Annotated in this window: 30 protein-coding genes; 20 read left to right on the top strand and 10 right to left on the bottom strand. The window is 48.5% G+C overall.

What is annotated here, in order from left to right:
* Position 1 precedes the first annotated feature (1 nt).
* Positions 2-1099 (bottom strand): pseudouridine synthase, encoded by a 1098-nt coding sequence (locus KJS94_RS09225; protein ID WP_214447513.1) that lies wholly within the window; start codon positions 1097-1099, stop codon positions 2-4.
* A 94-nt stretch (positions 1100-1193) separates the two neighbouring features.
* The gene (locus KJS94_RS09220) at positions 1194-1814 is read right to left on the bottom strand and encodes a hypothetical protein (RefSeq protein ID WP_214447514.1); all 621 of its coding nucleotides are present in this window, start codon (positions 1812-1814) and stop codon (positions 1194-1196) included.
* 301 nt (positions 1815-2115) lie between these two features.
* Between KJS94_RS09220 and KJS94_RS09215 the strand changes: the two genes are divergently transcribed.
* Entirely contained in the window at positions 2116-2424 is a 309-nt protein-coding gene (locus KJS94_RS09215; RefSeq protein WP_214447515.1) for a helix-hairpin-helix domain-containing protein, read from the top strand.
* A gap of 34 nt (positions 2425-2458) precedes the next feature.
* Here KJS94_RS09215 and rlmN read toward each other — a convergent pair whose 3' ends face one another.
* The gene (rlmN, locus tag KJS94_RS09210) at positions 2459-3505 is read right to left on the bottom strand and encodes a dual-specificity RNA methyltransferase RlmN (RefSeq protein ID WP_214447516.1); all 1047 of its coding nucleotides are present in this window, start codon (positions 3503-3505) and stop codon (positions 2459-2461) included.
* 172 nt (positions 3506-3677) lie between these two features.
* Between rlmN and KJS94_RS09205 the strand changes: the two genes are divergently transcribed.
* Together KJS94_RS09205 and KJS94_RS09200 are read left to right on the top strand one after the other, a co-directional pair.
* Positions 3678-4871 (top strand): acetyl-CoA C-acyltransferase, encoded by a 1194-nt coding sequence (locus tag KJS94_RS09205; RefSeq protein WP_214447517.1) that lies wholly within the window; start codon positions 3678-3680, stop codon positions 4869-4871.
* 215 nt (positions 4872-5086) lie between these two features.
* The gene (locus KJS94_RS09200; RefSeq protein WP_214447518.1) at positions 5087-5584 is read left to right on the top strand and encodes a hypothetical protein; all 498 of its coding nucleotides are present in this window, start codon (positions 5087-5089) and stop codon (positions 5582-5584) included.
* 236 nt (positions 5585-5820) lie between these two features.
* Here KJS94_RS09200 and KJS94_RS09195 read toward each other — a convergent pair whose 3' ends face one another.
* The 5 genes from KJS94_RS09195 to KJS94_RS09175 form a co-directional block, all read right to left on the bottom strand.
* Positions 5821-6501 carry a hypothetical protein gene (locus KJS94_RS09195; RefSeq protein WP_214447519.1) on the bottom strand — a complete coding sequence of 227 codons (681 nt, stop codon included), beginning with the start codon at positions 6499-6501 and terminating at the stop codon, positions 5821-5823.
* Positions 6502-6551: 50 nt separating this feature from the next.
* The gene (locus KJS94_RS09190; RefSeq protein ID WP_214447520.1) at positions 6552-6950 is read right to left on the bottom strand and encodes a GNAT family N-acetyltransferase; all 399 of its coding nucleotides are present in this window, start codon (positions 6948-6950) and stop codon (positions 6552-6554) included.
* A 32-nt stretch (positions 6951-6982) separates the two neighbouring features.
* On the bottom strand, positions 6983-7444 hold the full coding sequence (locus tag KJS94_RS09185; protein ID WP_214447521.1) for a pyridoxamine 5'-phosphate oxidase family protein: 462 nt from the start codon (positions 7442-7444) through the stop codon (positions 6983-6985).
* A 91-nt stretch (positions 7445-7535) separates the two neighbouring features.
* Complete coding sequence (locus KJS94_RS09180; RefSeq protein ID WP_214447522.1) at positions 7536-7988, bottom strand: DinB family protein; 453 nt, start codon at positions 7986-7988, stop codon at positions 7536-7538.
* Positions 7989-8065: 77 nt separating this feature from the next.
* On the bottom strand, positions 8066-8647 hold the full coding sequence (locus KJS94_RS09175) for a Crp/Fnr family transcriptional regulator (RefSeq protein WP_214447523.1): 582 nt from the start codon (positions 8645-8647) through the stop codon (positions 8066-8068).
* Positions 8648-8752: 105 nt separating this feature from the next.
* Between KJS94_RS09175 and KJS94_RS09170 the strand changes: the two genes are divergently transcribed.
* From KJS94_RS09170 to KJS94_RS09160, 3 genes are all read left to right on the top strand, one after another.
* On the top strand, positions 8753-9043 hold the full coding sequence (locus KJS94_RS09170) for a hypothetical protein (protein WP_214447524.1): 291 nt from the start codon (positions 8753-8755) through the stop codon (positions 9041-9043).
* 36 nt (positions 9044-9079) lie between these two features.
* Positions 9080-9913 carry an aminotransferase class IV gene (locus KJS94_RS09165; RefSeq protein WP_214447525.1) on the top strand — a complete coding sequence of 278 codons (834 nt, stop codon included), beginning with the start codon at positions 9080-9082 and terminating at the stop codon, positions 9911-9913.
* A 562-nt stretch (positions 9914-10475) separates the two neighbouring features.
* Entirely contained in the window at positions 10476-10874 is a 399-nt protein-coding gene (locus tag KJS94_RS09160; protein WP_214447526.1) for a hypothetical protein, read from the top strand.
* Positions 10875-10916: 42 nt separating this feature from the next.
* Here the strand turns inward: KJS94_RS09160 and hisS are convergent, their stop codons facing one another.
* The gene (gene hisS, locus KJS94_RS09155; protein ID WP_214447527.1) at positions 10917-12278 is read right to left on the bottom strand and encodes a histidine--tRNA ligase; all 1362 of its coding nucleotides are present in this window, start codon (positions 12276-12278) and stop codon (positions 10917-10919) included.
* A gap of 86 nt (positions 12279-12364) precedes the next feature.
* On the bottom strand, positions 12365-12832 hold the full coding sequence (locus tag KJS94_RS09150; protein ID WP_239804352.1) for a low molecular weight protein-tyrosine-phosphatase: 468 nt from the start codon (positions 12830-12832) through the stop codon (positions 12365-12367).
* A gap of 119 nt (positions 12833-12951) precedes the next feature.
* On the opposite strand from KJS94_RS09150, the gene KJS94_RS09145 reads away from it, so the two are divergent.
* The 14 genes from KJS94_RS09145 (at position 12952) to nuoH (ending at position 25172) form a co-directional block, all read left to right on the top strand.
* Positions 12952-13767: a TonB family protein gene (locus tag KJS94_RS09145; protein WP_214447528.1), complete on the top strand. Its 816-nt coding sequence runs from the start codon at positions 12952-12954 to the stop codon at positions 13765-13767.
* A 39-nt stretch (positions 13768-13806) separates the two neighbouring features.
* The gene (locus KJS94_RS09140; protein ID WP_214447529.1) at positions 13807-14040 is read left to right on the top strand and encodes a hypothetical protein; all 234 of its coding nucleotides are present in this window, start codon (positions 13807-13809) and stop codon (positions 14038-14040) included.
* 18 nt (positions 14041-14058) lie between these two features.
* Positions 14059-14979, top strand: a complete 921-nt coding sequence (locus KJS94_RS09135; protein ID WP_214447530.1) for a PstS family phosphate ABC transporter substrate-binding protein — start codon at positions 14059-14061, stop codon at positions 14977-14979.
* Between the two features lie 51 nt (positions 14980-15030).
* Positions 15031-16674 (top strand): tetratricopeptide repeat protein, encoded by a 1644-nt coding sequence (locus KJS94_RS09130; RefSeq protein WP_214447531.1) that lies wholly within the window; start codon positions 15031-15033, stop codon positions 16672-16674.
* A 207-nt stretch (positions 16675-16881) separates the two neighbouring features.
* Complete coding sequence (locus tag KJS94_RS09125; RefSeq protein WP_214447532.1) at positions 16882-17283, top strand: NADH-quinone oxidoreductase subunit A; 402 nt, start codon at positions 16882-16884, stop codon at positions 17281-17283.
* Between the two features lie 85 nt (positions 17284-17368).
* Positions 17369-17950, top strand: coding sequence for an NADH-quinone oxidoreductase subunit B (locus KJS94_RS09120; protein ID WP_214447533.1), 582 nt, complete (start codon positions 17369-17371; stop codon positions 17948-17950).
* A gap of 71 nt (positions 17951-18021) precedes the next feature.
* Positions 18022-18540, top strand: coding sequence for an NADH-quinone oxidoreductase subunit C (locus KJS94_RS09115; protein WP_214447534.1), 519 nt, complete (start codon positions 18022-18024; stop codon positions 18538-18540).
* A 137-nt stretch (positions 18541-18677) separates the two neighbouring features.
* Positions 18678-19919, top strand: coding sequence for an NADH-quinone oxidoreductase subunit D (locus KJS94_RS09110; RefSeq protein WP_214447535.1), 1242 nt, complete (start codon positions 18678-18680; stop codon positions 19917-19919).
* Positions 19920-19961: 42 nt separating this feature from the next.
* The gene (gene nuoE, locus KJS94_RS09105) at positions 19962-20459 is read left to right on the top strand and encodes an NADH-quinone oxidoreductase subunit NuoE (RefSeq protein ID WP_214447536.1); all 498 of its coding nucleotides are present in this window, start codon (positions 19962-19964) and stop codon (positions 20457-20459) included.
* A 50-nt stretch (positions 20460-20509) separates the two neighbouring features.
* Positions 20510-20935, top strand: a complete 426-nt coding sequence (locus tag KJS94_RS09100; protein WP_214447537.1) for a nuclear transport factor 2 family protein — start codon at positions 20510-20512, stop codon at positions 20933-20935.
* A 76-nt stretch (positions 20936-21011) separates the two neighbouring features.
* Positions 21012-22367 (top strand): NADH-quinone oxidoreductase subunit NuoF, encoded by a 1356-nt coding sequence (gene nuoF / locus KJS94_RS09095; RefSeq protein WP_214447538.1) that lies wholly within the window; start codon positions 21012-21014, stop codon positions 22365-22367.
* Positions 22368-22513: 146 nt separating this feature from the next.
* Positions 22514-22888, top strand: a complete 375-nt coding sequence (locus KJS94_RS09090; protein ID WP_214447539.1) for a GxxExxY protein — start codon at positions 22514-22516, stop codon at positions 22886-22888.
* Positions 22889-22936: 48 nt separating this feature from the next.
* Positions 22937-24055, top strand: coding sequence for an NADH-quinone oxidoreductase subunit G (locus KJS94_RS09085; protein WP_214447540.1), 1119 nt, complete (start codon positions 22937-22939; stop codon positions 24053-24055).
* Positions 24056-24104: 49 nt separating this feature from the next.
* Complete coding sequence (nuoH, locus tag KJS94_RS09080) at positions 24105-25172, top strand: NADH-quinone oxidoreductase subunit NuoH (protein ID WP_214447541.1); 1068 nt, start codon at positions 24105-24107, stop codon at positions 25170-25172.
* The last annotated feature ends 48 nt before the right edge of the window (positions 25173-25220 follow it).

Here is a 25220-nt window from a genome sequence, read left to right as displayed (position 1 = left end):
GTTAGTCGGCCTGCTTCTTAGCGGACTTATTAAAGTGCTTCAGGATACGCACTTCCTTTTCATTCAGGTAACGCCACCTGCCGCGGTTCACGTTCTTCTTGGTCAGGCCGGCGAACATCACGCGGTCCAGTCCCTTCACATCATATTTCAGGTGTTCGAAGATGCGGCGTACGATGCGGTTGCGGCCGCTGTGGATCTCAATGCCGATTACGGACTTGTCCTTGGGATCAGCATAGCCCAGTGCATCCGGTGCAATGAAGCCATCTTCGAGGGTGATACCATTGAGGATGGTTTCGAAATCGGTCTTGGTAAGCGGACGGTCAAGTTTCACTTCATATACTTTCTTGATTCCGTGTTTGGGGTGGGAGAGGATCTGGGCCAATTCACCGTCGTTGGTCAGCAGCAAAACCCCGCTGGTATTGCGGTCCAGGCGGCCGATAGGGTATACCCTTTCATCAGTCGCCTGCTTGATCAGGTCCAGTACGGTCTTGCGGCCTTGCGGATCGTCGGTGGTAGTGATATAATCCTTAGGCTTGTTCAGCAGGATATATACGTTGTTCCTGGAAAGGAATACTTTCTTGCCCTTCACTTTCACTTCATCCTTTGCGGTAACCTTGAAGCCGGGTTCAGTGACCAATTGGCCATTCACGCTAACAATACCCTGCTTTACCAGTTCAGCAGCTTCACGCCTGGCGCAAACACCGGCATGGGCAATGAATTTGTTCAGTGGCATAGGCTCAGTGCCGGTCACAGGCTTATTTGCCGGGGCAGGTGTCGCAGGCTTACGGTCTGCAGTAAACGAAGTTTTCTCTTCCTGCTGAAAGGATTTTTCCAGTCGGGATGCAAATTTGCTCTTTGCCTGGCGGGGATTTGTTCCTGTTCCAACAGTTGGCTTTTCTTCTCTCTTCCCACGGTCTCCTTTCCTGTTATTATCGAAGGGCTGGCTGTTGGCCTTTTTCTGGCGCCTCTCATTATAATGTTGGTTGATCTCGTCTTCACGCTCCTTGCGCTCAACCCTTTTTTCCTGGCGGTAGGCTTCCTTTACGGTGCCGGACTTTTTCTTGTTCGCGAATTTCTCGAACCCGGTAGTCTTTTTCATTTTGTAGTAGTTTACTGTTTTTCAACAGGGATGGCGGCAAAATTACAAAAGACAGGCCAGATGCCTGTCTTTTTGTGGGTTTATTGGGAACAGATTAACGAGCTTCATGCTTTTGGTGTCGGCGTTTCAGTTCCTCCAGCACCTTCTGTTGTGCTGGTGAAAGTACGCCACCCATTGCTTCTTTATGCTTGACTGCCAGGGCTTTCAATTGCTTTTTCTGCTCTTCCCTGCCAATGGCTTCATTGGCCCTGATCACATCGGCCTGCTCCCGGAAGCTTTGTTGCAAACCCTGCATTTTTTCTTTCTGGGCAGCATTGAGGTCCAGTTTGATGGCCATTTTTTCCAGTCTTGCCTTTGCGTCCACTTCTTTCATGGCCTTTCTTTCTGCTTTCATTTTTTCAAGCTGTTCCAGTTGCTGTGGGGTGAACACGGACTTCCTCTTTGCATCATAGTCCTTCCTGAGTTGTTCCTTTTGCTTTTTGTATTCGCCAAGGGTCAACTGGTCATTGTTGTACAGCGATTGCATTTTCTCCTGTTGTTCCTTGCGGAGTTTTTGCATTTCCTTCTGCTGGCTTTCCGTAAGTTTTAGTTGCCCGGCAAATGCCTGCCTGGATTTGCCCTGGTGATGATTTCCTATGCCTCCTTTATGGTGTTGAGCTGCAACAGTTCCTGCACCCAGGCCCATGATCATCAGTAATGTCAGTAGCTTTTTCATTTTTCCTTCTTTTACTAAATAGACCAGTATTCGATTCCTGGGTTTAATTGTTAAATGGGAATTAACATCAACCTGTTATTTGTCATGCGTGATTGTGCTATTTAAATGTATTGGGCCACAAAGACACGAAGACTCGAAGTAACACAAAGGCGCCTTTGTGTTACTTCGAGTCTTAGAGCCTTCGTGGCCTAAGCCCCGTCGCTTAGGTTTTGCCTTCTGACCAACGGGTAAATGGAAGTATTGGTGACCTGTTGGTCATATGCCGATGCAGCTGATCAGGCAGATTGTGCATTTCCGGGTTATGCAAAACCGTGAGAGGGCGGCCAGGAAAAACTTGTCCAGGTCCGCCAGTAATACAAAAAAGAAAACTCCTGAAACGAAAGGGGAAGCAGTAACCAAAAAAGTAATTACAGCTACCGGGAAAGATTGGATGGAAGGGCTTCCTGCCCCGGCCCAAAGGGCATTGACTGGTGCAGGGATCACTACCTTGAAAAAACTTTCTTCTTTTACTGCCGCTGACCTGTTGGCATTGCATGGCTTTGGACCTTCCAGTATTCCAAAGGTCCGGGAACTCCTGTATGCCAAAGGCTGGAAACTAAAGGGTGATTGAATCCCTGATCCCCTTCCTTCTCAATAAAATTTGATTAGCCCTTATTGGCCAATTGTCCGCAGGCGGCATCAATATCCTTACCCCGGCTCCTGCGCAGGCGGACATTCACCCTTTGTTTTTCGAGGTAATGCATGAAGGCCATGGTCTTGTCCTCATCGGGCTTTTCGAATGCGGCCAGGTCAATGGGGTTGTATTCGATGATATTGATCAGGTCCACCGGTACCTTGCGGTAGAGTTTCACCAGTTCATCTGCATCCTGGAGGCTGTCATTGAAATCCTTGAACAGGATGTATTCGAAAGTGATCTCGTTGCCGGTCTGCTGGTAGAAATAGTTCAGCGCTTCCACCAGCGACTTGATATTATTGGTGTCATTAATGGGCATGATCTCATGGCGCTTGGCATCGTTGGCAGCATGCAGGGAAAGGGCCAGTTTGAAACGTACCTTGTCATCGCCCAGCTGCCTGATCATTTTGGCGACACCGGCGGTGGATACTGTAATGCGGCGGGGACTCATGCCCAATCCTTCCGGTGAGCTGATCATCTCGATCGCTTTTAGTACATTCTTGTAGTTGAGCAAGGGTTCGCCCATCCCCATGAAGACGATATTGGTCAGTTTCTTTCCATAGGCTTCTTCGCTTTGCTTGTTGATAAGCACCACTTCATCGTAGATCTCATCAAATTCCAGGTTGCGCTTGCGGTCCATGTATCCAGTGGCGCAGAACTTACAGCTCAGGGAGCAACCGATCTGGGAAGAAACGCAGGCGGTCTTGCGCTCATCGGTGGGGATGAGTACGCCTTCCACCAGGTGGCCATCAACCGTACGGAAACGGCTTTTGATGGTGCCATCGGCACTGAACTGGGTGGTGTCCACCTTCAATGCGGGGAGGGAGAAATGCTCTTCCATCTTGTTCCTCAGATCCTTACTCAGGTTGGTCATGTCTTCAAAGCGATGGGCTTGTTTGGCCCACAGCCATTCATATACCTGCTTAGCGCGGAACTTTTTCTCGCCAATTCCTTCAAAATACTGCTCCAGTTCCTCTTTGCTGAGCTGCCTGATATTCTTCTTTGCCAATTTTAACATGCTGCAAAAGTACGATAGATTCGGGGAACAGGGTCCCCGAGGCCTTTTAGCCTCCTGAAATGCAGGCTGGGTGGGTATAAACGGGTTCCCTGGGGGCTTGTCAGAACCAATCCCCGCCTTGGGGGGCGGCAATCCAAAATTCAATTCTATCTTGCAACCCCAAATTGCCCATATGAACAAAGTTTATGTAATAGACGCCGTTCGAACCCCTATAGGTCGCTATGGTGGTTCCCTGCGGAATGTGCGTCCCGATGACTTGCTGGCTAGCGTGATCAAAGCCCTGGTGCAGCGAAATCCTTCCATTGATGTGAATGCTATTGAAGACGTGATCGCCGGGGCTGCCAACCAGGCTGGTGAAGACAACAGGGATGTTGCGCGGATGGCGGCATTGCTGGCCGGCCTTCCTGTAAGCGTTGCCGGAAATACCGTGAACCGCTTGTGCGCTTCAGGCCTGCAGTCTATTATGGATGCGGCCAGGGCCATCAGGTGCGGGGAAGGCGAATTGTATATAGCAGGTGGAACGGAAAGCATGACCCGTGCCCCCTTTGTCATGGCCAAGGCCGATGGCGCCTGGGCTAGGAAACAGGAGATCCATGATACCACCATTGGCTGGCGCTTTACCAATAAGAAACTGGTGGATATGTACCATCCCTATTCCATGGGGGAGACAGCCGAGAATGTAGCCAGGCAATGGAAGATCTCCCGTGAGGAACAGGACCTTTTTGCCCTGGCCAGCCAGGATAAATATGCTGCTGCCCTCGCAGCCGGGAAATGGTCTGCGGAGATCATTCCCATTGAAACCACCGAGAACAAGGAGCCGACCATAGTGGACAGGGATGAACATCCCAGGCAAACCTCGTTGGAAAAGCTGGCTGCATTGAAACCGGCTTTCGCCAAGGATGGAACGGTAACAGCCGGGAACTCCAGCGGTATCAATGATGGTGCTGCTGCCTTGTTGCTGGCCAGTGAAGCTGCTGTGGTGAAGTATGGGTTGCAGCCCCTGGCTGAAATTATCTCCATGGCAGTTGCCGGAGTGGACCCATCGATCATGGGTATCGGACCGGTTCCTGCTTCCCAAAAGGCCTTGCAACGGGCAGATATAACCGCAAATGACCTGGTATTGGCAGAACTTAATGAAGCCTTTGCCTCCCAGTCATTGGCCTGTGTCCGCGACCTGGGACTTGATCCCGCAAAGGTGAATGTGAATGGTGGTGCGATCGCTATGGGGCATCCACTGGGTTGCAGTGGATCGAGGATATCCGCGACCCTTCTACATGAGCTGAAGAGAAGGGGAGGTGGTTATGGATTGGCCACCATGTGCGTGGGTGTGGGGCAGGGTGCGGCCATCGTGTATAAGGGCTTGTGATCATGAGGTCTGGAAAGCTTTTTTTAAGGTTCAAATACAGTGGAATTTGGGGAGAAGCCAAAACTTCTCCCCAAACTATTCTTGTGGCTCCCGCTTATCGCTTCAGGCGATTTCATTAGTACAGGGATCTTATCCTGAAGGCTACCTTCATCCCAATTTAACTCCGTGGCTCAGAATGGTTGGACTAATTTAATTGTACCATTAAACCATTAGCCATGATACGCAACAAACATTCCCTCGCCGGCCTTTTGGCCATTGTAATTTGCTCCCTGAGCAGTTTTACCAACCCAGTACCTTACCCCATGCCAGATCCCTTGGCTGATCCGGGTAATTCCCAGAACCGTCTCAGGATCCGACTACCCTGGGACGTTGTTTCCGAAAGGCATTATTCGGATGATGCCGGTTGTTATGAACGCCAGCTTTGGTACAAGGGCAATGCCATTCTTTTCATCACCTGTCCGGGCAGTAAGAAGAATACTGCTGCCGGTGACCATAGCGGGGATTCTCCCTTCCTTGCCAGGGAATTCTTGACCCAAAGGGAGGGTACTGAAGGCAAGGATGAGAAAGGTAACTGGTGGAAGTATGTGAAACTGGATAACTATATCATTGGCTATGCCAACGTCACTGACGAGCAAAAAGCCAGGTTTGACCGAGCCATGAAAAGCATCAAACTGAAGAAGGGTGATCTTGTTTCACCAGATGAACTGTATTGATTTCAGGAGGGGTAGCTACCTGGATTAAACAGGATTGCATTGATTCTTAAAAAAAGTCCCGTCGCCTTTTGGGCCTCGGGACTTTTTGTGTATTACAATATTTAATCCTGGTTGTTGTTTACTGACCAAATAGTATTTGGACCGAAATGAAAGTGGAATGTTGGGAAATTGCCAGTATCTGCAGCAATCATTCAGGAACTACTGGTTGTCAAAATGGCTTGCTACTAATTCAGCAACTACATTCTTATGATTTGACCATTACCACAGGTAGAAAGTAATTCCTGTTGTGGGGTTTCCCAAAAATAGACCCTGCTTTCATGACAAGCTATTACGCTTAGGTAATACCCCGCACCGATATAGATCCTGGAGGAATCCCATGCGAAAACATAAGTAAACTGACTCCTGTAATCTTTGCTGTTCACTGTGCAGTTTTGACTGGTAGTGATATTGTAGGTTTCAGATGTTCCGGTAAAAGTTCCCTTTACATTTTCCATTACACCATAATTGTATTTACAATTAGTATTGCTTTTCACGGAATCGATTCCTTTCAGGTCGAACCTTATGCTGTCTGTGGGTTGGTTCAGGTTGATGGCACAGATCCTGGAATCAGAGATATCCAAGGATTTTAACTTCTGTGAATAGAGATGAAGTGCCTTGATGGGTTTGTCATCAACTGGTGCAATAAACAAGGTGTCCTGCTTTACGCTGTATTCTATATCATTTAGGTCATTGCCGACTAGATGGAATCCGTTTTGGCCATTTTGAACAAAAATGGTATCAATATCTTTTACCACTAAGTGCCGGATGTTTTCCGGGAAAGGTAAATTAGGACGAATAGGTTTAATGTCTTCCTTGTTCTTTTCGCAAGAAAGCAGGATCGTGACTATGCTTAATAGCACGAATAGTTGTAGTCTCATGTTATAAAGAATTGAATAAAGGGACTTGCCGCCGGGATTTGACCTTAGTATTAATTTTTCCTGTTGATGATAAAACTGCTGTTTTGTTTTTCGAACCCGATTTTTGGGTAATAATCCAATGCTGTAGGAACTGAGAGCAGCAGGATCATTGATTTATCGCCAAGTTCTTTTTGGGTGATCTCTACCAGTCGCTTTCCAATTCCTTTTTTCTGGTGCAATGGATGTATGGCTAAATCTGCCAGGTAGCATGACCAGACCCAATCTGTTATGGATCTTGCTACACCAATAAGTTTTTCTCCCAGCCATGCTGTAACAATAATGTTTGAATTGGCGAACATTTCTGCTATTCTTTCCTTGTCGTCAACCGGCCGGATTAATTGGGCGCTTTTGTACAATTCTATGATTTGATCTGGCTCTGGGATAAGGTTTATTTTATACTCAATTTCCATATTGAAAAATTTAAATAGTTGACTGTTGTTTTCTATTTAATGTTGTATGTGTTTTTTGCATCATTGATCATTTCCTCTTCCGATTTACCCAAATTGAATAAATAGCTGGGAGCCAGAATTTTTTGAATTGATGAAATATTGATCCGGATAACCGAAAGGATTGGGAAACTATTCCCATACCTGTTGATCAAGATCTTCCTGAATTCCTCAAATGAATTGTTGCCATCGTTTCCAAGTATTGTGGCTTCCCCGTAGATCTTAAAGCCCTTTTGCCTGAACACATCTATGGAGCTAAAGCATACTTTAGGATTGGTCTGAATGTTCTTGACACTGCCTGGTGATGAGATGTTGGCAATGATTATAGTTTTATTGTCCAGGCATAGGAACATTTCTTTTGGCGAAACATTCGGCTGCCCGGATTCGCTAGTAGTGGCAAGCCAACACAGCACATTTCCATTGATCTCTTCAATTTGATCCTGTTTTAAGTAGTTCATTTTAACTGTCTATTATAGATTAACAGATCAAAGGGCTGGATCAATTGGGTATTTAAAGAGGGGTATTAACTTTCAAGCCGGCCTGAAGTGGTTACTTTAGTATTTGCCTTATTTGCGCTAAATGATTGAGATTATGTTCAGCAATTTTTATCATTTCTTCCCTAAGTGTCCGTAAGCCAGTCGCGCTATGTACAAATTCCTTATTCCCGTACTGGTCAAAATACTTGTTACACAAATAGATGCTTACATCCCTGCATGCTTTGTATTGATTAGCGGCTAACTGTAACGGATATGATTCATACTCAAGATTTTTGGCCCATTGGTCCTGGTCAAATGCCCAGAGTACCTGTTTGGGTTCTGCTATGATCCGCTTTATCCTTTCAAGAAGAACTGATTCTGCATCCGCCAGGTGAATAAGGATCTCTTTTACCGTCCATTTGTCGGGTGATAAGGATAATTCTAGCTGGGCTTCGTCCATTATGAAACAGCGTAGGGTTTCTTCCCTGGATTCAGTGAGCCGGCTGATAAGTTCTTCACGCTCCATTGGTCATAGATTTTGCATTGATGATTTGCAAGATTAGGATTGTTTCCCGGATGGTGTACTTGATAAAAATCAATTAATCAGTGACTGTATTTTTTCCGGAACCTACTTAAGGTTTCAGGTGTAATGCCGAGGTAAGATGCTATATAACTGAGGGGTACGTAATTGATGATTTCACCATTCTGCTTCATAAACCTTAAGTATCTTTCTTCAGCATTGTATTGCAGGTATTCGAGTATCCTGTTTTCTGCGGCAACAAAGCATTTGGCGTTAAAGAGCTTTTCAATTTCGGTCCAGCGGGGCATTTGTTGTTTTAATTCCCCTACCACATCCCGATGGATGATCGATAATTCGCAATTGGTTAGACAAACAATATTCCACCGGGATGGTTTATGGAAGTTGATCCCTTCTATATCTGAAATAAAATCACCTGGTTTTGCAATGAATTTGGTTACTTCCTTCTCCCCGGTATTAAAATATTCGCGTAGCAAGCCTGAAACAACAAATCCAACTTCCTTCACATCCTCACCTGATCTCAGAAAGTAATCCCCTTTTTTATAGCTTTTTGGCCTAAAATAGTCGTAGGCAATTGCGGTCTCTTCTTTGGTAAGGCTAAATGTCTCTTGCAGGATTTCCTTTAAATCAAAATGATTGCTTGTCATATTTTGTAAAGAGATGGCGTTACTGTCATTACCATAAGTTAATAATTGATTTCCGGTATTTTGGTGGTTTTAGGAAACCTAACTTATAATTAACACATCGTTAAAATGATATCCGGGATTGATCATTTTTACCCCTTAATCCTGACTGTTGATAGCAGTTTTATACAGGTATTGATAGAGGTGATGCCTGCATTGAAAGGATCCTTCCTTACGGATCCGATTGAAAGAGGCGAAGTGAATTGGAGTTTTCTGACCGGTCATTCTTCTTTGTTGGCTGAGATAGGTCTGTTAAGAAAATTGGAAGGATTAATGATCTGGATTGGCCTTGATCAAATGAATCTGATTCGTCCTGCCAATTTAAATAGTGAGGTTGGACTGTTTAAGTCAGTAAATTAGTGCTTCGTATTGTTTTGTGTTTTCTAAACATTTAATGTGGACAGTTTATTTGTACTGATTAATAATGATCTGCTGGCCTGGGAAGATGCCCGGTTACATATAGCCGATCTTTCCTTTCAGAGGGGGTATGGCATCTTTGATTTTTTCAAGGTGGTCAACGGCAGGCCTGTTTTCCTGGAGGACCATCTCGATCGTTTCTTTTATTCCGCCGAAGCGATGCGTCTCTCGCCCATTCCGGACAGGTCATCTTTGATTGCCCAATTGGACAGGCTGATGGCGGCCAATCAGCTGCCTGAATCTGGAATTCGGTTAACCCTAACCGGTGGTTTTTCACCAGATGGCTATATTCCTGTCACCCCCAACCTGGTGATCACGCAGCAACCCTTACAACTGGCCCGGGAAGTATCCTCCACCGGCATCGTGGTCATCACCCATGCTCACCAGCGCCAATTGCCGCATATCAAATCCATCGATTACCTGATGGCGGTATGGCTGCAACCATTGGTGAAATCCTCATCGGCGCAGGATGTGCTTTACCATAACCATGGTTTTATCACGGAATGTCCCCGTTCCAATGTTTTCATCGTCAACCAGGCTGGTGAATTGGTAACTCCTGGCAAGCACGTCTTGCACGGCATTACCCGTAAGAAGGTCCTGGGGCTGGCTCAAGGCATGCTCCCCATTGTGGAGCGGGAGATCCATCTCGAAGAACTGATGCAGGCGAAAGAGGCCTTCATTACCAGTACCACCAAGCATATCCTGCCGGTTTGCTCAGTGGATGGGATGGCCATAGGGAACGGCCAGCCCGGTCCGGTTGCCCAAGCGCTGGGGAATGCCTTATTGAAGTTGGTATTCGGGACTGAAGGGTAGGGGTAGGGTGAGTGATCTTTTTACCAGTCATTTTAAACCTCATCGGGGTCTCCCGTAGGGGACTGCGATCAAACCTTTACCCCATCGGGGTCTCCCGCAGGGGACCCCGATGTACTTTCAACCTACTATTCATCAGGGTTCCTTTCAGGAGACCCTGCTGGGGTAAAGATGCAGGTAAACGGTAGCAGACCCTGCTGGAGTGAAAATATAGCTATCCTGCTATTCATCAGGGTCCCCTCTGGGAGACCCTGCTGGGGTTAGATAATAATTTATGCTTCAACCAGCTGATCTGATCTTTCAACTACCCATTGGTCATAAGACACAACGGGGGCGACTGGGGCTATTAAATATTATCACACCATAGGAGTTCTTTTCGAGAGTCACCGATGGAACTCCATCCTACCATTCATCAGGGTCCCCTGCGGGAGCCCTGATGGGGTGAAAAAGTAGTCCCCGCTGATCCCAACCCCGGAAATTGATGCTTCATACCCCCTCTTAACCGGTCCTTAGAAATCCTGTTGTAGAGATGGTCCAGTTTTGTAGATTGCAAAAAATCTTTGATATGAAAAGACTGCTTCTTTCCTGCTTAATGGCCCTGGGTACTGTCCTGGTTGCCCGGGCCCAGACCGATACTGCCTATGGCGATTACCTGGGTAAATACAAATTCCCTGATGGGAGTGTGGTACCCGAGGTCGAGGTACTTCTTGAGACAGGCACCCTGATGATGAATTCCCCTGCCGGGAACTCTCAGCTAACAAGGGAGAGTGGCGACAGGTTCACCATTGTGAATTTCAATGGAACTGCTGATTTCAAGCGGAGTGACTCAACCAAGAAAGTATTCGCTGTGCACATTGAAGCTATGGGCTATATCCTCGATGGTACGAAGGATACCAGTACCAATACCTGGTCCTGGTCCCTGGTGATCACCGATGAAAAGTTATGGGCAGATAAAAGAAAGTAATGGTCCCTTCAAGTAAATGGCCCCCAAACGGGGGCCATTGCTTTATTGAAAATTGAAGTTGGCCAGGTCCTTCTGGGCAATGCTTTGCTGCTCTCCCTGCTTCAGGTTCTTCACCACGCATTTGCCTTCTGCCAGTTCCGTTCCCCCGATGATCACGGCAAAGGGGATTTGCTTCTTGTCGGCATACTTGAACTGCTTGTCAAATTTCGCCTGCTCATGGTAGATCTCGCAGGCAATACCATTGGCCCTGAGTTGCTGCATGAGCCCGAATGCAGCCAGGCACTCTGCTTCACCAAGGTTAAAGAACAGCACCTTTGTCCCGCTGTGTACTGCAGCAGGGAAGAGGTTCAGTTCTTCCATCACATCGTAGATACGGTCTACACCGAAGCTGATGCCCACACCCGGGACATTGGGCACACCGAACAAACCGGTAAGGTCGTCATAACGGCCACCCCCGCCAATGCTGCCCATTTGCACGTTCAATGCCTTGATCTCAAAAATGATCCCGGTATAATAGTTCAATCCCCTTGCCAGTGTGAAATCACAAACCACATTCGATAGGTTGGGGGTCCTTTCCAGTATATAACTGATCTCTTCTATCCCCTTCTGTCCAATGGATGATGCCCCCAGCAATTCCTTCACCTGCCCAAGCTTTTCTGCATTGCTGCCGTCAACGTTCAAGTATTGTTCTATGATGGCAATCTGTTCCGTTGTCAATCCTCTTTGGGCCAATTCTTCCTTCACCTTCTCCATGCCGATCTTGTCGAGCTTGTCAATGGCAATGGTGATATCGGTCATCTTGTCGGCGCCGCCACATACTTCCGCCAGGGCAGCAAGGATCTTACGGTTGTTGATCCTGATCTCAACGGTGATGCCTAAACGACGAAAGACTTCTGCGTAGATGCTGGTCAGTTCCACTTCATTGATCAGCGACTGACTGCCTACCACATCGGCATCGCATTGGTAGAACTCGCGGTAGCGGCCTTTCTGTGGACGGTCGGCCCTCCATACAGGCTGTACCTGGTAGCGTTTGAACGGTAGCGTGAGTTGTCCATGATTCATGGCCACGTAACGCGCGAAGGGAATGGTGAGGTCGTAACGCAGGGCCCTCTCCGTAAGGTTCTTATCATTCTTTCCCTGCAATACCTGTTCAAAGGCGTTCCTGGCCTTCTCGATATTCTTTGGGTCTCCCAATCCATTGTTCAGGATCTTGAAGATCAGTTTATCGCCTTCTTCCCCATACTTGCCCATCAGGGTGTCGAGGTTTTCCATGGCCGGTGTTTCCAGGGGCTGGAATCCATAGAGTTCGAAAACGGTCTTGATGGTAGAGAAGATATAGTTGCGCTTGCGTACCACTTCTGGTCCAAAATCACGGGTGCCTTGTGGCAGGGAAACTTTACTCATACGCTTATTTCAATTTGTGTGGTGCCTTTCTCACTTCATAAGGTTACCACTATAGGCTTTGTTGTTTGTTGAATGATGATGGCGCCTTACCTGGAAGGCACAGCATATTTCTCAATGATGCGGTCGCAGGCTTCCGAGATCATGGCGAATACTTCATGGTATCCGGGCTCAGGGCCATACCAGGGATCAGGGACATCCATAGCATCACCTGGGTAAACCTCTTCCATCAACAGCTTTACCTTTTTTCCATCGAAGCCCGACCTTGCGATGCGGCGCATGTCATCGATCACATCTGCTGCCATGGCATAGACGAGGTCATACTGTTGCAGGTCATGGGCCACAAACCTCCTTGCCCTCTGCCTGCTGATATCGATACCATTCATCTTGGCCACCTTTTGCGACAGGTGGTGGGGCGCTTCCCCAACATGGTAGCCATTGGTACCGGCGCTCTCAACGGTCCAGTCCAATCCCGCCTGCCTTGCCTTATGCTCCAGGATTCCCTCTGCCAGTGGACTGCGGCAGATATTACCCAGGCAAACCATTAACACTTTCATGCCGCAAAAATAGGTTAAAATGATCAGGGCCGGTTTATGGAATCTTTTCCCGCCCGCGTCATAGATGCAAACACAGCGCTGCGTTTAACCATCACCTTTAGTCATCAAAACCAAATTGTATGCAAGCAGAAACTATTTTGCGCAGCGATGTGCTGGACATCCTTTTCGAGCACCGCAACAAGCAATATGGCGCTTATACCCTGCGCAGGGATTACCCCCGCCACCTGAAATTCAGTCTCGGCATCATGGGTATTCTCATAGTGCTGGCCATTGGATTTTCCCAGCTAAATAATAAGGACAATGGCAACAGGCATTCGTTCCTTCTGTTGAGTGACGGTCTAGATAGTATTAAGTTGGTAGTGATAGATCCCCCGCCTCCCGCTCAGCCCACACCGCCACCCGTTCCCAGGCCTAAGGCTACTATCCAGTCAACCACCCCGTTAATTGTAAAGGACCTGGTCAAACCGGACATGCCTACGGTGGAGGAGATCGACAATGCCGTGATCGATACCCGCACTAGCGAAGGTGACCCTGACGACAATGTCCAGCAGGGACCGGCAGGACCTCCTTCCAATACACCAGCTGCGCCCATTCCCCCGCCTGCAGAAGAAGCTCCAACGATCTTCATCAAAGCCGAGATCATGCCCGAATTCCCCGGCGGTACCGCAGCCCTTCACAGGTGGTTGTCGAAGAACATCCGGCCCAATGAAGACCAGGAGCCAGGGTCAAGGATAAGGGTGCTGGTAAGGTTTGTTGTAGGGTCAGATGGCCGGATCGAACAGGCCTTCATATTACAAACCGGTGGCGAAACCTATGATAATGAGGTTTTAAGAGTTGTGAAAAAAATGCCAGACTGGATTCCCGGCCAGCAGAATGGTAAAAAAGTCCCTGTCTATTTCTCGCTCCCGGTAATATTTGAAGCGCCGGAACAGTAGATTTTTTGCTATCTTGCCCAACCCAACCAATCGCATGATATGACTGGCAGTACACAGGATAACAGGAGGAAACAATACAGCCTGATGCGTTCCATTCTCGACTATGGAATGGGGGCCTTAATTCTGCTCTTTGGCGTTTTCTTCCTGCTTTCTGAAAGATTCGGCTTCAATTTTGATATGGAACCATTCTTTAAGTATTTCTTCGGCATCCTCTGTATCGTATACGGAGGATGGCGTATTTACCGTGGTTACCAAAAGAACTATTATTCTTAACCAGCGCTAATCCTGATTATGCTTCAACGATTGACCAGATGGTCTGCCATATTAATGACGGCCGTTGCCTTGAGCAACTGTAACAACCAGCCTGTTCAGCAACGCCAGGAAACCACTACCAGTGGCACCATCCATATCAGCGTTGATGAATCCTTTAAACCCGTTATCGATTCCCAGATCAAAGTGTTTGAGGCTTCTTACCCAAATGCAAGGATCATTCCGCATTATAAGTCTGAGGCCGAGTGCATCAAGGACCTGCTGGTGGACAGCATCAGGATGGTGATCATCACCCGCCAGTTGCTGCCGGTAGAGGAAACAAGACTAAGTGATACCCTTTCCTTTATCCCCATACAGGGAAAGATCGCCTTCGATGCGGTGGCGCTGATCGTCAACAACCAGATGAAGGATTCCATTCTTGATATGACCGATGTGCGTTCCATCCTGAAAGGAACCAGTGCCTATAAACTGAGGCCGGTAATGGATGGGCTCACTGCTACCAGTACGGTTCGTTATGCTTTGGATTCCATCCTTGCAGGGCAGCCTATGAGCAAGGAGGTAACTGCGGCCACTTCCAGCCAGGGCGTGATCGATTATGTCGCCGAGCATAAGGATGCCATTGGATTTGTAGGCGTTAGCTGGATCGGCAATCCGGAAGACCCTGCCCAGCTGTCCTTCCAGAAAAAAGTGACCATTGCCTCTGTCCGCTGCGGCATCTGCCCCGAAGAGACCTATGTGAAACCTTACCAGGCCAATATTGCCATGAGGAGGTACCCCATGGTCAGGAGCCTGAACTACATTTTAAAAGAAAATTATGAAGGTTTGGGAAGCGGATTTGTCAACTTTCTCATCTATGAAAGAGGACAGTTGATCTTCAGGAGGTCTTACCTCTGGCCGGCACGTATGCAGTTTGAGGTAAGAAATGCAGGAATTAATGAGTAAGGTTTAACTATTTCAATATTTTTACAACTCGACTAAAAACAGACTAAGCAAATGAAGAAATCCTTTTACAGCCTTGTAACTGCCGCGCTCCTTGTCGGTAATACACTGTTTGCGCAGAGCCTGGAACAGGGAAAGAAGCTTTTCGGTTATGAGCGTTACAAGAGCGCTAAAGACAATTTTGAGAAGATGCTGGCTGCCAATCCCAATGATATGATGGCGACCTATTGGCTGGGCCAGACCATGATCGAATTGAAAGATATTGAAGGTGCCAAGGCTTTGTACCAGAGGGCTTTGTCTACCAATGGCAATGCTCCTGAACTGCTGGTGGGAATTGGCCATATCGAGTTGCTGGAAGGCAAGAAGGAAGAAGCCCGCCAGCGCTTTGAAACCGCTATCAGCCTGACCAAGGGAAAGGATATCCGCATTTACAATGCCATCGGTTACGCCATTGTCAACTCCAAGGATGGTGATGCCAATTTTGTGATCGAGAAGCTCTCCCCCATGACCACCCAGAAGGGATTTAATAGTCCTGAGACATGGCTGGTGATCGGTGATGCTTACCGCAAGCTGGTTGACGGTGGTAATGCCATCCAGTCTTATCAGAAGGCACTGGCCCTTGATCCCAACAATGCTGCGGCCAAACACAGGATGGGTAAACTCTACCTGACCCAGAAGAATACCGAAGTATTCCTGCCTGCTTTCGAAGATGCAGTTCGCCTGGACCCCAATTATGCACCTTCTTACTACGAGATGTATTATTACTGGTTCAACCGCGATATCAACAAGGCGAAGGATTTCTATGATAAATTCCTGGCTGTGTCGGATCCTGATCCATCCAACGATTACGAGAAGACTTCTATCCTCTATGCTTCCCGTCGCTATGATGAGGCCATCAGCACTGCCAAGGGTTTCATTACCTCCCTAGGTGATAAGGCTGACCCACGTTATTACAAGCTAATCGCTTACAGCTACGATGAACTGAAGGATTCCGTTAATGCCAAGAACTACCTCGACCAGTATTTTGCCAAGCAGAAGGCCGATGGTTTCGTTCCAAAGGATTATGAATTCAAGGCCCAGCTCTACAGCAAATTCCCCGGTAATGAACTGGAAGTGCTGAACAGCTATAACAAGGCCATTGCACTGGATACCGCTTATGAATCCCGCCTTGAAATGATGACCAACGCTGCTGCCCTGGCCAAGAAGACCGGCAACCGCGCCGCTGAGGCTGATTTCCTGGGCCAGATCTACAATACCCGCAAGACCACCAGGAACACCGACCTGTACAACTGGGGCTTTGCCAACTACCAGGCTGCCAATTATGCCAAGTCTGATTCCATCTTTGGCGTATACGCGGAAAAATACCCCAACGAGATCTTTGGTTACCTCTGGCAGGCTCGCTCCAAGCAGGCCATGGATACTGCCATGACCCAGGGACTGGCTGTTGCGGCTTACGAAAAGCTGGCGGCAAAGGCTGTGGAGATCGATCCTGTTAAATACAAGACCCAGGCAGTTTCATCTTATTTCTACCTGGTATCCTATTATAATGATATCAAGAAGGACAAGGCTACCGCTATCCAATACCTGGATAAGGTGTTGGCCGTTGATCCGGGTAATGCAGACGCAACCCGTATCAAGGATATCCTGAGCAAGGCACCCCAGAAGAAAACAGGGGGAGGACCTGCGCCCAAAGGATAGTTCATATAAAGGAAATATTGAAAGTTTGCATAGGCCCCATCTGCGAGGATGGGGCTTTTTCATTTGCCCCTGACCCTTGTTTGCTCACATATCAAGCCGGATGCTAATTTGTATAGCTTAAAGGAAAGGGCCGCAGAACTTAAATTTCAATGTTCAGCTATTTTATTTGGTAGGCTACCTTATTTTTGCCCTCACAACAGAAAAAGCATGAATCTTTTCTTGTTACAAGCAGCAACATCAGCTTCCAATTCGGCCTCCAACTACCTGCCCATCGCCCTGCAATTGCTTTTCGCAATCGGTTTTGTGGCCCTGACACTGGGACTGACCCACCTGCTGGGACCTTCCCGTAAGACCGCAGACAAGCTGGAGAACTTTGAGAGTGGTATCGAAGCGGTGGGTAACGCCCGCCAACCGGTGGCCATCAAGTACTTCCTGGTTGCCATCCTTTTTGTGCTGTTCGATGTGGAAGTGATCTTTTTCTATCCTTATGCCGTGAATTTCCGGGAATTGGGCTGGAATGGATTCCTGGCCGTCCTGATGTTCGTGGGCTTTTTCCTCTGCGGTTTCTTCTATATCCTGAAGAAAGGCGCACTGAATTGGGAAGACTAAGAGGTTGGCTATAAGAGCTTTTGAACTTTAAAGATGATTGAACGGTTGTATTGTAACGTAATTCCGTTCACCAAAAATAAGTACTATGGCACGTCCGGTTCAATATAACGTTAAGAATGAAGGTGGTAAGGTGATCACCGTGGCCGAAATGCCCGAAGGTTACCAGGGCGAAGGCTTCTTTGCCGCCAAATTGAGTGATGTGGTAGGCCTGGCCCGTAAGAACTCCATCTGGCCCCTGCCTTTTGCTACCTCCTGCTGTGGTATCGAATTCATGGCTACCATGGCCTCGCACTATGACCTCGCCCGTTTTGGCGCGGAAAGGGTAGGTTTTTCTCCCCGCCAGTGTGACCTCCTGATGGTAATGGGTACCATCGCCAAGAAAATGGCTCCCGTTGTGAAGCAGGTTTACCTCCAGATGGCAGAACCCCGCTGGGTGATCGCCGTTGGCGCCTGCGCTTCTTCCGGTGGTATTTTCGATACTTACAGTGTATTGCAGGGCATTGACCAGGTGGTACCTGTTGACGTATATGTTCCCGGTTGTCCTCCCCGCCCTGAGGCCATCCTCGATGGATTCATGAAGATCCAGGAACTGGTAGGAAAAGAGGACCTGCGGAGAAGGAATAGTGACCGATACAAGGCTTTGTTGGAAAGCTATGGTATCCAATAATTTTTGAAAACAGCGGGGATAAGAGCCGGCAAGGCGCCCTGTAAAAGGTTTTCAAAAGGCAACAATTCAAAATGAGTATGACGAACGAATACATCCAGGAACGTTTGGTGAATCAATTTGGGGAGGCTATCTCCAATATTGAAGCTCCTTATGGCATGTTCAGCTTCGAGGTTCCCAAGGAAATGAACCTGAAGGTGATGCAGTTTTTATTCGATGATGACCAATTGAAGTTTCGTTTCCTTACCGATATCTGCGCGGTCCACTACCCCGATGATAAAGGAAGGGAACTGGCTGTTGTCTACCACCTCCATAACCTGGAGGATAATGTGCGGATCAGGATGAAGGTCTTCACCGACATCAACCAGCCGGATGTATTTACTGCTACCAGTTTGTTCTCTACTGCCAACTGGATGGAGCGTGAAACCTATGATTTCTATGGGGTGAACTTCGTGGGGCATCCTAACCTGAAGCGCATCCTGAATGTGGACGAAATGGATTATTTCCCCCTGAGGAAGGAGTTTCCCCTGGAAGACCAGACCCGTATCGATAAGGATGACGAGATGTTTGGCAGGGGAGGAAGCATCAGGTAAGAAGGGGGGCTGGGCCCTTTAGGTCCAGGCGCGATCCTGACAGAAAGGAATAGTGATGAAGGTCCGCAGTTTTAGTAAACAGATGGACCGTGAATGATCAACCGGAATTTTCGAAAATCAAAACCAATAAGACAGCAATGTCTGAGTTAATACAAAAACACGGCCAACACATCAAGCTGCCGGAAGGCTCCATTGAGAAGCAAACCACCACGCTGAACCTGGGTCCAACCCACCCGGCCACACACGGCGTATTCCAGAACATCCTGGAAGTGGACGGGGAGCGTATCGTTTCCGCAGAACAGACTGTAGGCTATATCCACCGTGCGTTTGAGAAGATAGCAGAACGCAGGCCCTTGTACCAGATCACACCGCTCACAGACCGTCTCAATTATTGTTCTTCACCCATCAACAACATGGGCTGGCACATGACCTGTGAAAAGTTGCTGGGCGTGAAAACTCCCAAGCGCGTTGATTACCTGCGTGTGATCATTATGGAACTGGCCCGTATTGCCGACCACCTCATCTGTAACTCCATCGTGGGTGTGGATACCGGTGCCTTTACCGGCTTCCTCTACGTGATGCAGTACCGCGAGTTGATCTATGAGATTTATGAAGAAATCTGTGGCAGCCGCCTGACCACCAATATTGGCCGTATCGGTGGTTTCGAACGCAATTTCACCAATACCGCCTTCGAAAAGCTGGAGCGCTTCCTGCGTGAATACCCCGGCGTATTGAAGGAGTTTGAAGGACTGTTCCAGCGCAACAGGATCTTCATGGAAAGGACCATTGGCAGTGGTGCCATCAGCGCCGAAAGGGCCCTGAACTATGGCTTCACCGGTCCAAACCTCCGCGCTGCCGGTGTGGACTACGATGTTCGTGTTCATACCCCTTATTCTTCTTACGAAGATTTCAATTTCGAGATACCCGTTGGTTCCACCGGTGACAACTACGATCGCTGGCTGGTGCGCAACGCCGAGATGTGGCAGAGCCTGAACATCATTGAACAGGCCTACCAGAAGGTCCAGGAATTCAAGGGGGCAGAAGCTGAGGTGTACCATGCTGATGTGCCTGAGTATTACCTGCCTGAGAAGAAGGACGTGTACACAAAGATGGAAGCCCTTATCTGGCATTTCAAGATCATCATGGGTGAGATCGATATGCCAAAAGGAGAAGTGTACCACAGTGTGGAAGGGGCGAATGGTGAGCTGGGCTTCTACCTGATCAGTGATGGGGGAAGGGCACCGTACCGCCTGCATTTCAGGAGGCCCTGCTTTATCTATTACCAGGCCTATTCTGAACTGACCAAGGGAGCTATGCTGAGTGATGCCATCATCACCATGAGTAGCTTGAACCTGATCGCGGGTGAACTGGATGCTTAAGAAACGGAGTAAAGACTACAGACTAACGACTATAAATAAGTTATGGTAAAATTTTCTGAAGAGAAACTGGCCAAGGTAAAGGAGATCATTGCCCGCTATCCGGAAGGGAAGCAGAAGAGTGCATTGATCCCTGTATTGCACCTTGCCCAGGAAGAGTATGGATGGCTGAGTGCTGAAACAATGGATTATGTTGCCAGCCTCCTGCAGTTGGAGTCCATCGAGGTATACGAGGTGGCTACCTTCTATTCCATGTTCAACCTGAAGCCGGTAGGAAAATATATGTTCGAGGTTTGCCAGACCGGTCCTTGCATGCTGAGGGGAAGTGATGATATCATTGACTATATCAAGCAGCGTTTAGGCATCGGCGTTGGTGAGACGACTCCTGATGGGTTGTTTACCCTGAAGACCGTAGAATGCCTGGGTGCCTGTGGCTATGCGCCGATGATGCAGTTGGGTAAGCACTACCGTGAACACCTGACAAAGGAGAAAGTGGACCAGATCATCGAGGAGTGCAGGAAAGCTGCCGGGGCCTTGAATTGATCAGTGTTCCCGATTGGGAATCGGTCCTTAACGATCTTAAATGATACTTGATGAAAAAGCTCTTTCTAATAATTGTCCTGTTTGTTGTGGGTTCGGGTGCTTTCGCACAGGCAGATTCTGTAAGCCTGAAGGATGCCGTAATGCGTTTGAACCAGGCCCTGGTAAACAAGGATTCTTCCGCCCTGAGGGCCCTGTTGCACAACAAATGCAGCTACGGCCACTCCAATGGCTGGATTGAAACCAAGGAAGAGGCGATCGCTGATATGTTCAATGGGGTGTTGACCTATCATAAGATCGACCAGGGGCCATTGAAGGTGACCATTGAAGAAGAAACAGGTATCGTTCGCACGGACGTTTCAGTAAATGTGACGCGTAACGGACAGAATAATGATTTTAAGCTGCATGTCCTGCAGGTGTGGGTGTACAAGAAAAAGAAGGGATGGCAGTTGCTGGGCAGGCAGACAACCAGGATTTAAAATATAAATGAAGGGTTGGACAAGGTGAAAGCCTGATCTAGGCTTTGATCTTTAACCGACCCGCCGATCATAAGTTATGGGAGTTAAACTATTACTGGAGAAAGCACATGTTGAAGGCATCCGCTCTTACGAAGTTTACCGTCGTGAGGGAGGATATCGTAGTGTTGAAAAGGCACTGAAAAGCATGAGTCCCGATGCGGTTACCGAAGAAGTGAAGAAGAGCGGTCTGCGTGGTCGCGGTGGTGCAGGTTTCCCTACCGGGATGAAGTGGAGCTTCCTGGCCAAGCCGGAAGGTGTTCCCCGTCACCTGGTATGTAATGCCGATGAATCAGAGCCTGGTACCTTCAAGGACAGGTACCTGATGGAATTCATTCCCCACCTGCTCATCGAAGGCCTGATCGTAGCTTCCTATGCCCTGGGTTCCAATGCTACCTATATCTATATCCGTGGTGAGTATGCCTGGATCCCTGATATCCTGGAGCAGGCCATTGCCGAGGCTAAGGCCAACGGTTGGCTGGGTAAGAATATCCTGGGCTCCGGTTTTGACTGTGAGATCTATGTGCAGCGTGGTGCTGGTGCTTATATCTGCGGTGAAGAGACAGCCCTGATCGAATCCCTGGAGGGCAAGCGCGGTAACCCGCGTATCAAGCCGCCCTTCCCGGCCGTGAAAGGTGTATGGGACCGTCCGACCGTGGTGAACAATGTGGAGACTCTTGCTGCGGTAGTGCCTATCATCAATATGGGCGGTGAAGAATATGCCAAGATCGGAGTGGGCCGTTCTACCGGTACCAAGCTGATCTCTGCTTGTGGTAATATCAACAAGCCCGGCGTTTATGAGATCGACATGACCATTTCTGTTGAAGAGTTCATCTTCAGCGATGAATATTGCGGTGGTATCCCCAATGGCAAGCGACTGAAAGCTTGTATCCCTGGTGGTTCTTCCGTGCCCATCCTGCCTGCCAACCTCTTGTTGAAGACAGCGAAGGGTGAGACCCGTTACATGAACTACGAAAGTCTCAGCGATGGTGGCTTTGCAACCGGTTCCATGATGGGTTCCGGTGGGTTCATTGTACTGGATGAAGACCAGTGCGTGGTGCGCAACACCTATACCTTGGCGCGCTTCTATCGTCACGAGAGCTGTGGCCAATGTTCTCCTTGCCGTGAGGGTACCGGTTGGATGGAGAAGATCCTGAAGAATATTGAAATGGGTAAGGGTAAGATGAGTGATATCGACCTGTTGTGGGATATCCAGCGCAAGATCGAGGGTAATACCATTTGTCCGCTGGGTGACGCTGCTGCATGGCCCGTGGCCGCAGCCATCCGTCACTTCCGTGATGAGTTCGAGTGGCACGTGAATAACCCGCAGGAATGCCTGACCCGCAACTACGGACTGGCACACTACGCGGACCCGATCCATGTGCCGGTGGCTTAATGAGTTTTGGTTAAAGTAAAGAGTTCTTTGAAGTATACCAGCTGTTTAGTATTTAGGTGAATTATCCCTTTGTTCAATTATGGGTGTTTTCACTTTGCGTTCTTTGCGGTTTCCTTTGCGTCCTTTGCGTTACAAAAGGCAAAGTGATGGAAAATGAAATTTCAAATATCATCATCCGGGAGGCTTTACATATTCATAAGGCATTAGGGCCCGGACTATTGGAGAACGTTTATAAGGAATGCCTTGGTCACCGACTGCAGCAATGTGGTTTGGATGTACGTAAGGAAGTTCCAATGCCGGTATACTTTGATGGATTTAAAATGGATTGTGGGTATAGGATCGATTTGATCATTGAGAACATAGTACTTATTGAAATAAAGCGTGTTGAGGAATTAGCGGATATCCATAAGGCACAGGTGCTAACCTACCTGAGGTTGAGTGGAATTAAGCTTGGACTTTTGATCAACTTCAACGAGTTATACCTGAAAGAAGGGATCAAAAGGATTGTGAACGGTTTGTAGTAACGCAAAGTCCGCTAAGAATACGCAAAGAACGCTAAGGAGAAGATTATGTCAGAAGAGAAAAAATTATTCAAGGTAACAATCGACAACATCACCGTTGAGGTGGAGCCGGGAACTACTATCCTGAACGCTGCCAGGCAGATCGGTGGCGATGTTACCCCGCCGGCCATGTGCTATTACAGCAAGCTGAAGAACAGTGGTGGTAAGTGCCGTACCTGCCTGGTTGAAGTAGCCGCAGGTTCAACTGCTGACCCACGTCCCATGCCCAAGCTGGTAGCCAGCTGCCGCACCACGGTAATGGATGGCATGGTGGTGAAGAACATCACCAGCGACCGCGTACTCGATGCACGCGCCGGCGTTGTGGAATTCCTGTTGCTGAACCATCCGCTGGATTGCCCCATTTGCGACCAGGCTGGTGAGTGCCACCTGCAGGACCTGAGCTACGAGCACGGCAAGGAAGGCACCCGCTATGAGTTCAACCGCCGTACCTTCAAGAAGCATGACCTGGGTCCCTATATCCAGCTGCACATGACCCGTTGTATCCTTTGCTACCGCTGCGTGTTCACAGCCGACCAGCTGACAGAGAAGCGCGTACACGGAGTTCTGGACCGCGGCGACCACGCAGAGATCGCAACCTATATTGAGAAAGCGCTCGATAACGACTTCATCGGTAACGTGATCGATGTATGCCCTGTTGGCGCCCTCACCGATAAGACCTTCCGCTTCAAGAACCGCGTATGGTTCACCAAGCCCGTTGATGCCCACCGCGACTGTCCCAAGTGCAGCGGCGAGGTGCAGCTGTGGATGAGGGGCGATGAAGTATACCGCGTAACTGCCCGCAAGGACGAATGGGGTGAAGTGAAAGATACTACCGATGGCAAACCCGGATGGATCTGTAACGAATGCCGCTTCGATAAGAAGAAAGTGAGCGACTGGGTGATCGAAGGTCCTTCCCATGTGAGCCGTCACTCCGTGATCTCACAAGGTCACTATGAGCACCTGAAAGTACCCAGGGAAACCATGCCCGAAGTGATGGGCGGCAGGTCACCCAAGCTGCTGATGGACATCCACAGCGTGAGTGAGGTGAACAGGCCGGAGATCGAATTATCGAAACTGGATGGCCCCGCCACCAGCGCCGTGTTCAAAAAGAAGAACGAAGAGAAATAATATTGCACCGGCCCCGAAGGCCGGGAAACAATAAAGGAATCAACCAACTATGTTTTTACTGGAAATAGACCTGATCTTTTTGCTGGAGAAGGCCATCCTGATCGGTGGCATTATCACCGTATCGCTCCTGATCGCCATGTACTCAACATGGGCAGAGCGTAAGGTGGCAGCTTTCATGCAGGACCGTATTGGTCCCAACCGTGCGGGTCCCGGTGGATTATTGCAACCCCTGGCCGATGGTGTGAAGTTGTTCATGAAGGAAGAGATCATCCCCAATGCCTCCAACAAGTTCCTTTTCGTATTGGGACCTGCATTGGCCATGATGACCGCCATGATGACCAGTGCCGTTATTCCCTGGGGCGGAAAGATCGAGGTATTTGGTAGGAGTGTAGACCTGCAGATCGCTGATATCAATATTGGTATCCTTTACATCTTTGGTGTGGTGAGCATGGGTGTGTATGGTATCATGATCGGTGGTTGGGCTTCCAACAACAAATTCTCCCTGCTGGCTGCACTGCGCGGTGCTTCACAGATGATCTCCTACGAACTGGCGATGGGCCTTTCCATCATCGCACTGTTGATGCTGACCGGTTCCCTGAGCATGAAGACCATCGTTGAGCAGCAGGTAGTCGGTCTCTGGAATATTGTTTACCAGCCACTGGGCTTCCTGATCTTCATGATCTGTGCCTTTGCTGAATGTAACCGTACACCATTCGACCTTCCTGAAGCGGAGAACGAATTGAACTTTGGTTACCACCAGGAATATTCATCCATGAAGCTGGGCTTTTACCTTTTTGCTGAATACATCAACATGTTCATCAGCAGCGCAGTAATGGCAACCCTTTATTTCGGTGGGTATGATATCCCATTCGTGAACGATGCCAACCTGGCCAATAGCATAGGTGTGAACGGAGTGGCTGCCCTTCAGGGTCTGTCGCTGTTCGCTAAAGTGGTAGGCTTCATCTTCTTTTTCATGTGGGTGCGCTGGACCATCCCGCGCTTCCGCTATGACCAGCTGATGAACTTGGGTTGGAAAGGATTGATACCGCTGGCCCTGTTGAATATGCTGGTGACCGGAGCCCTGGTACTGCTGAAGCAGAATGGATGGCAGTTCTGATCCGGTAAACTTGGACTGAAAGCACATTAGAAATAATTTTGCGAACCC

It is taken from the genome of Flavihumibacter rivuli (assembly GCF_018595685.2).
GTDB lineage: Bacteria > Bacteroidota > Bacteroidia > Chitinophagales > Chitinophagaceae > Flavihumibacter > Flavihumibacter rivuli.
Note: the sequence above shows the minus strand (reverse complement) of the source record. Positions and strands in the feature narration are given on the sequence as shown.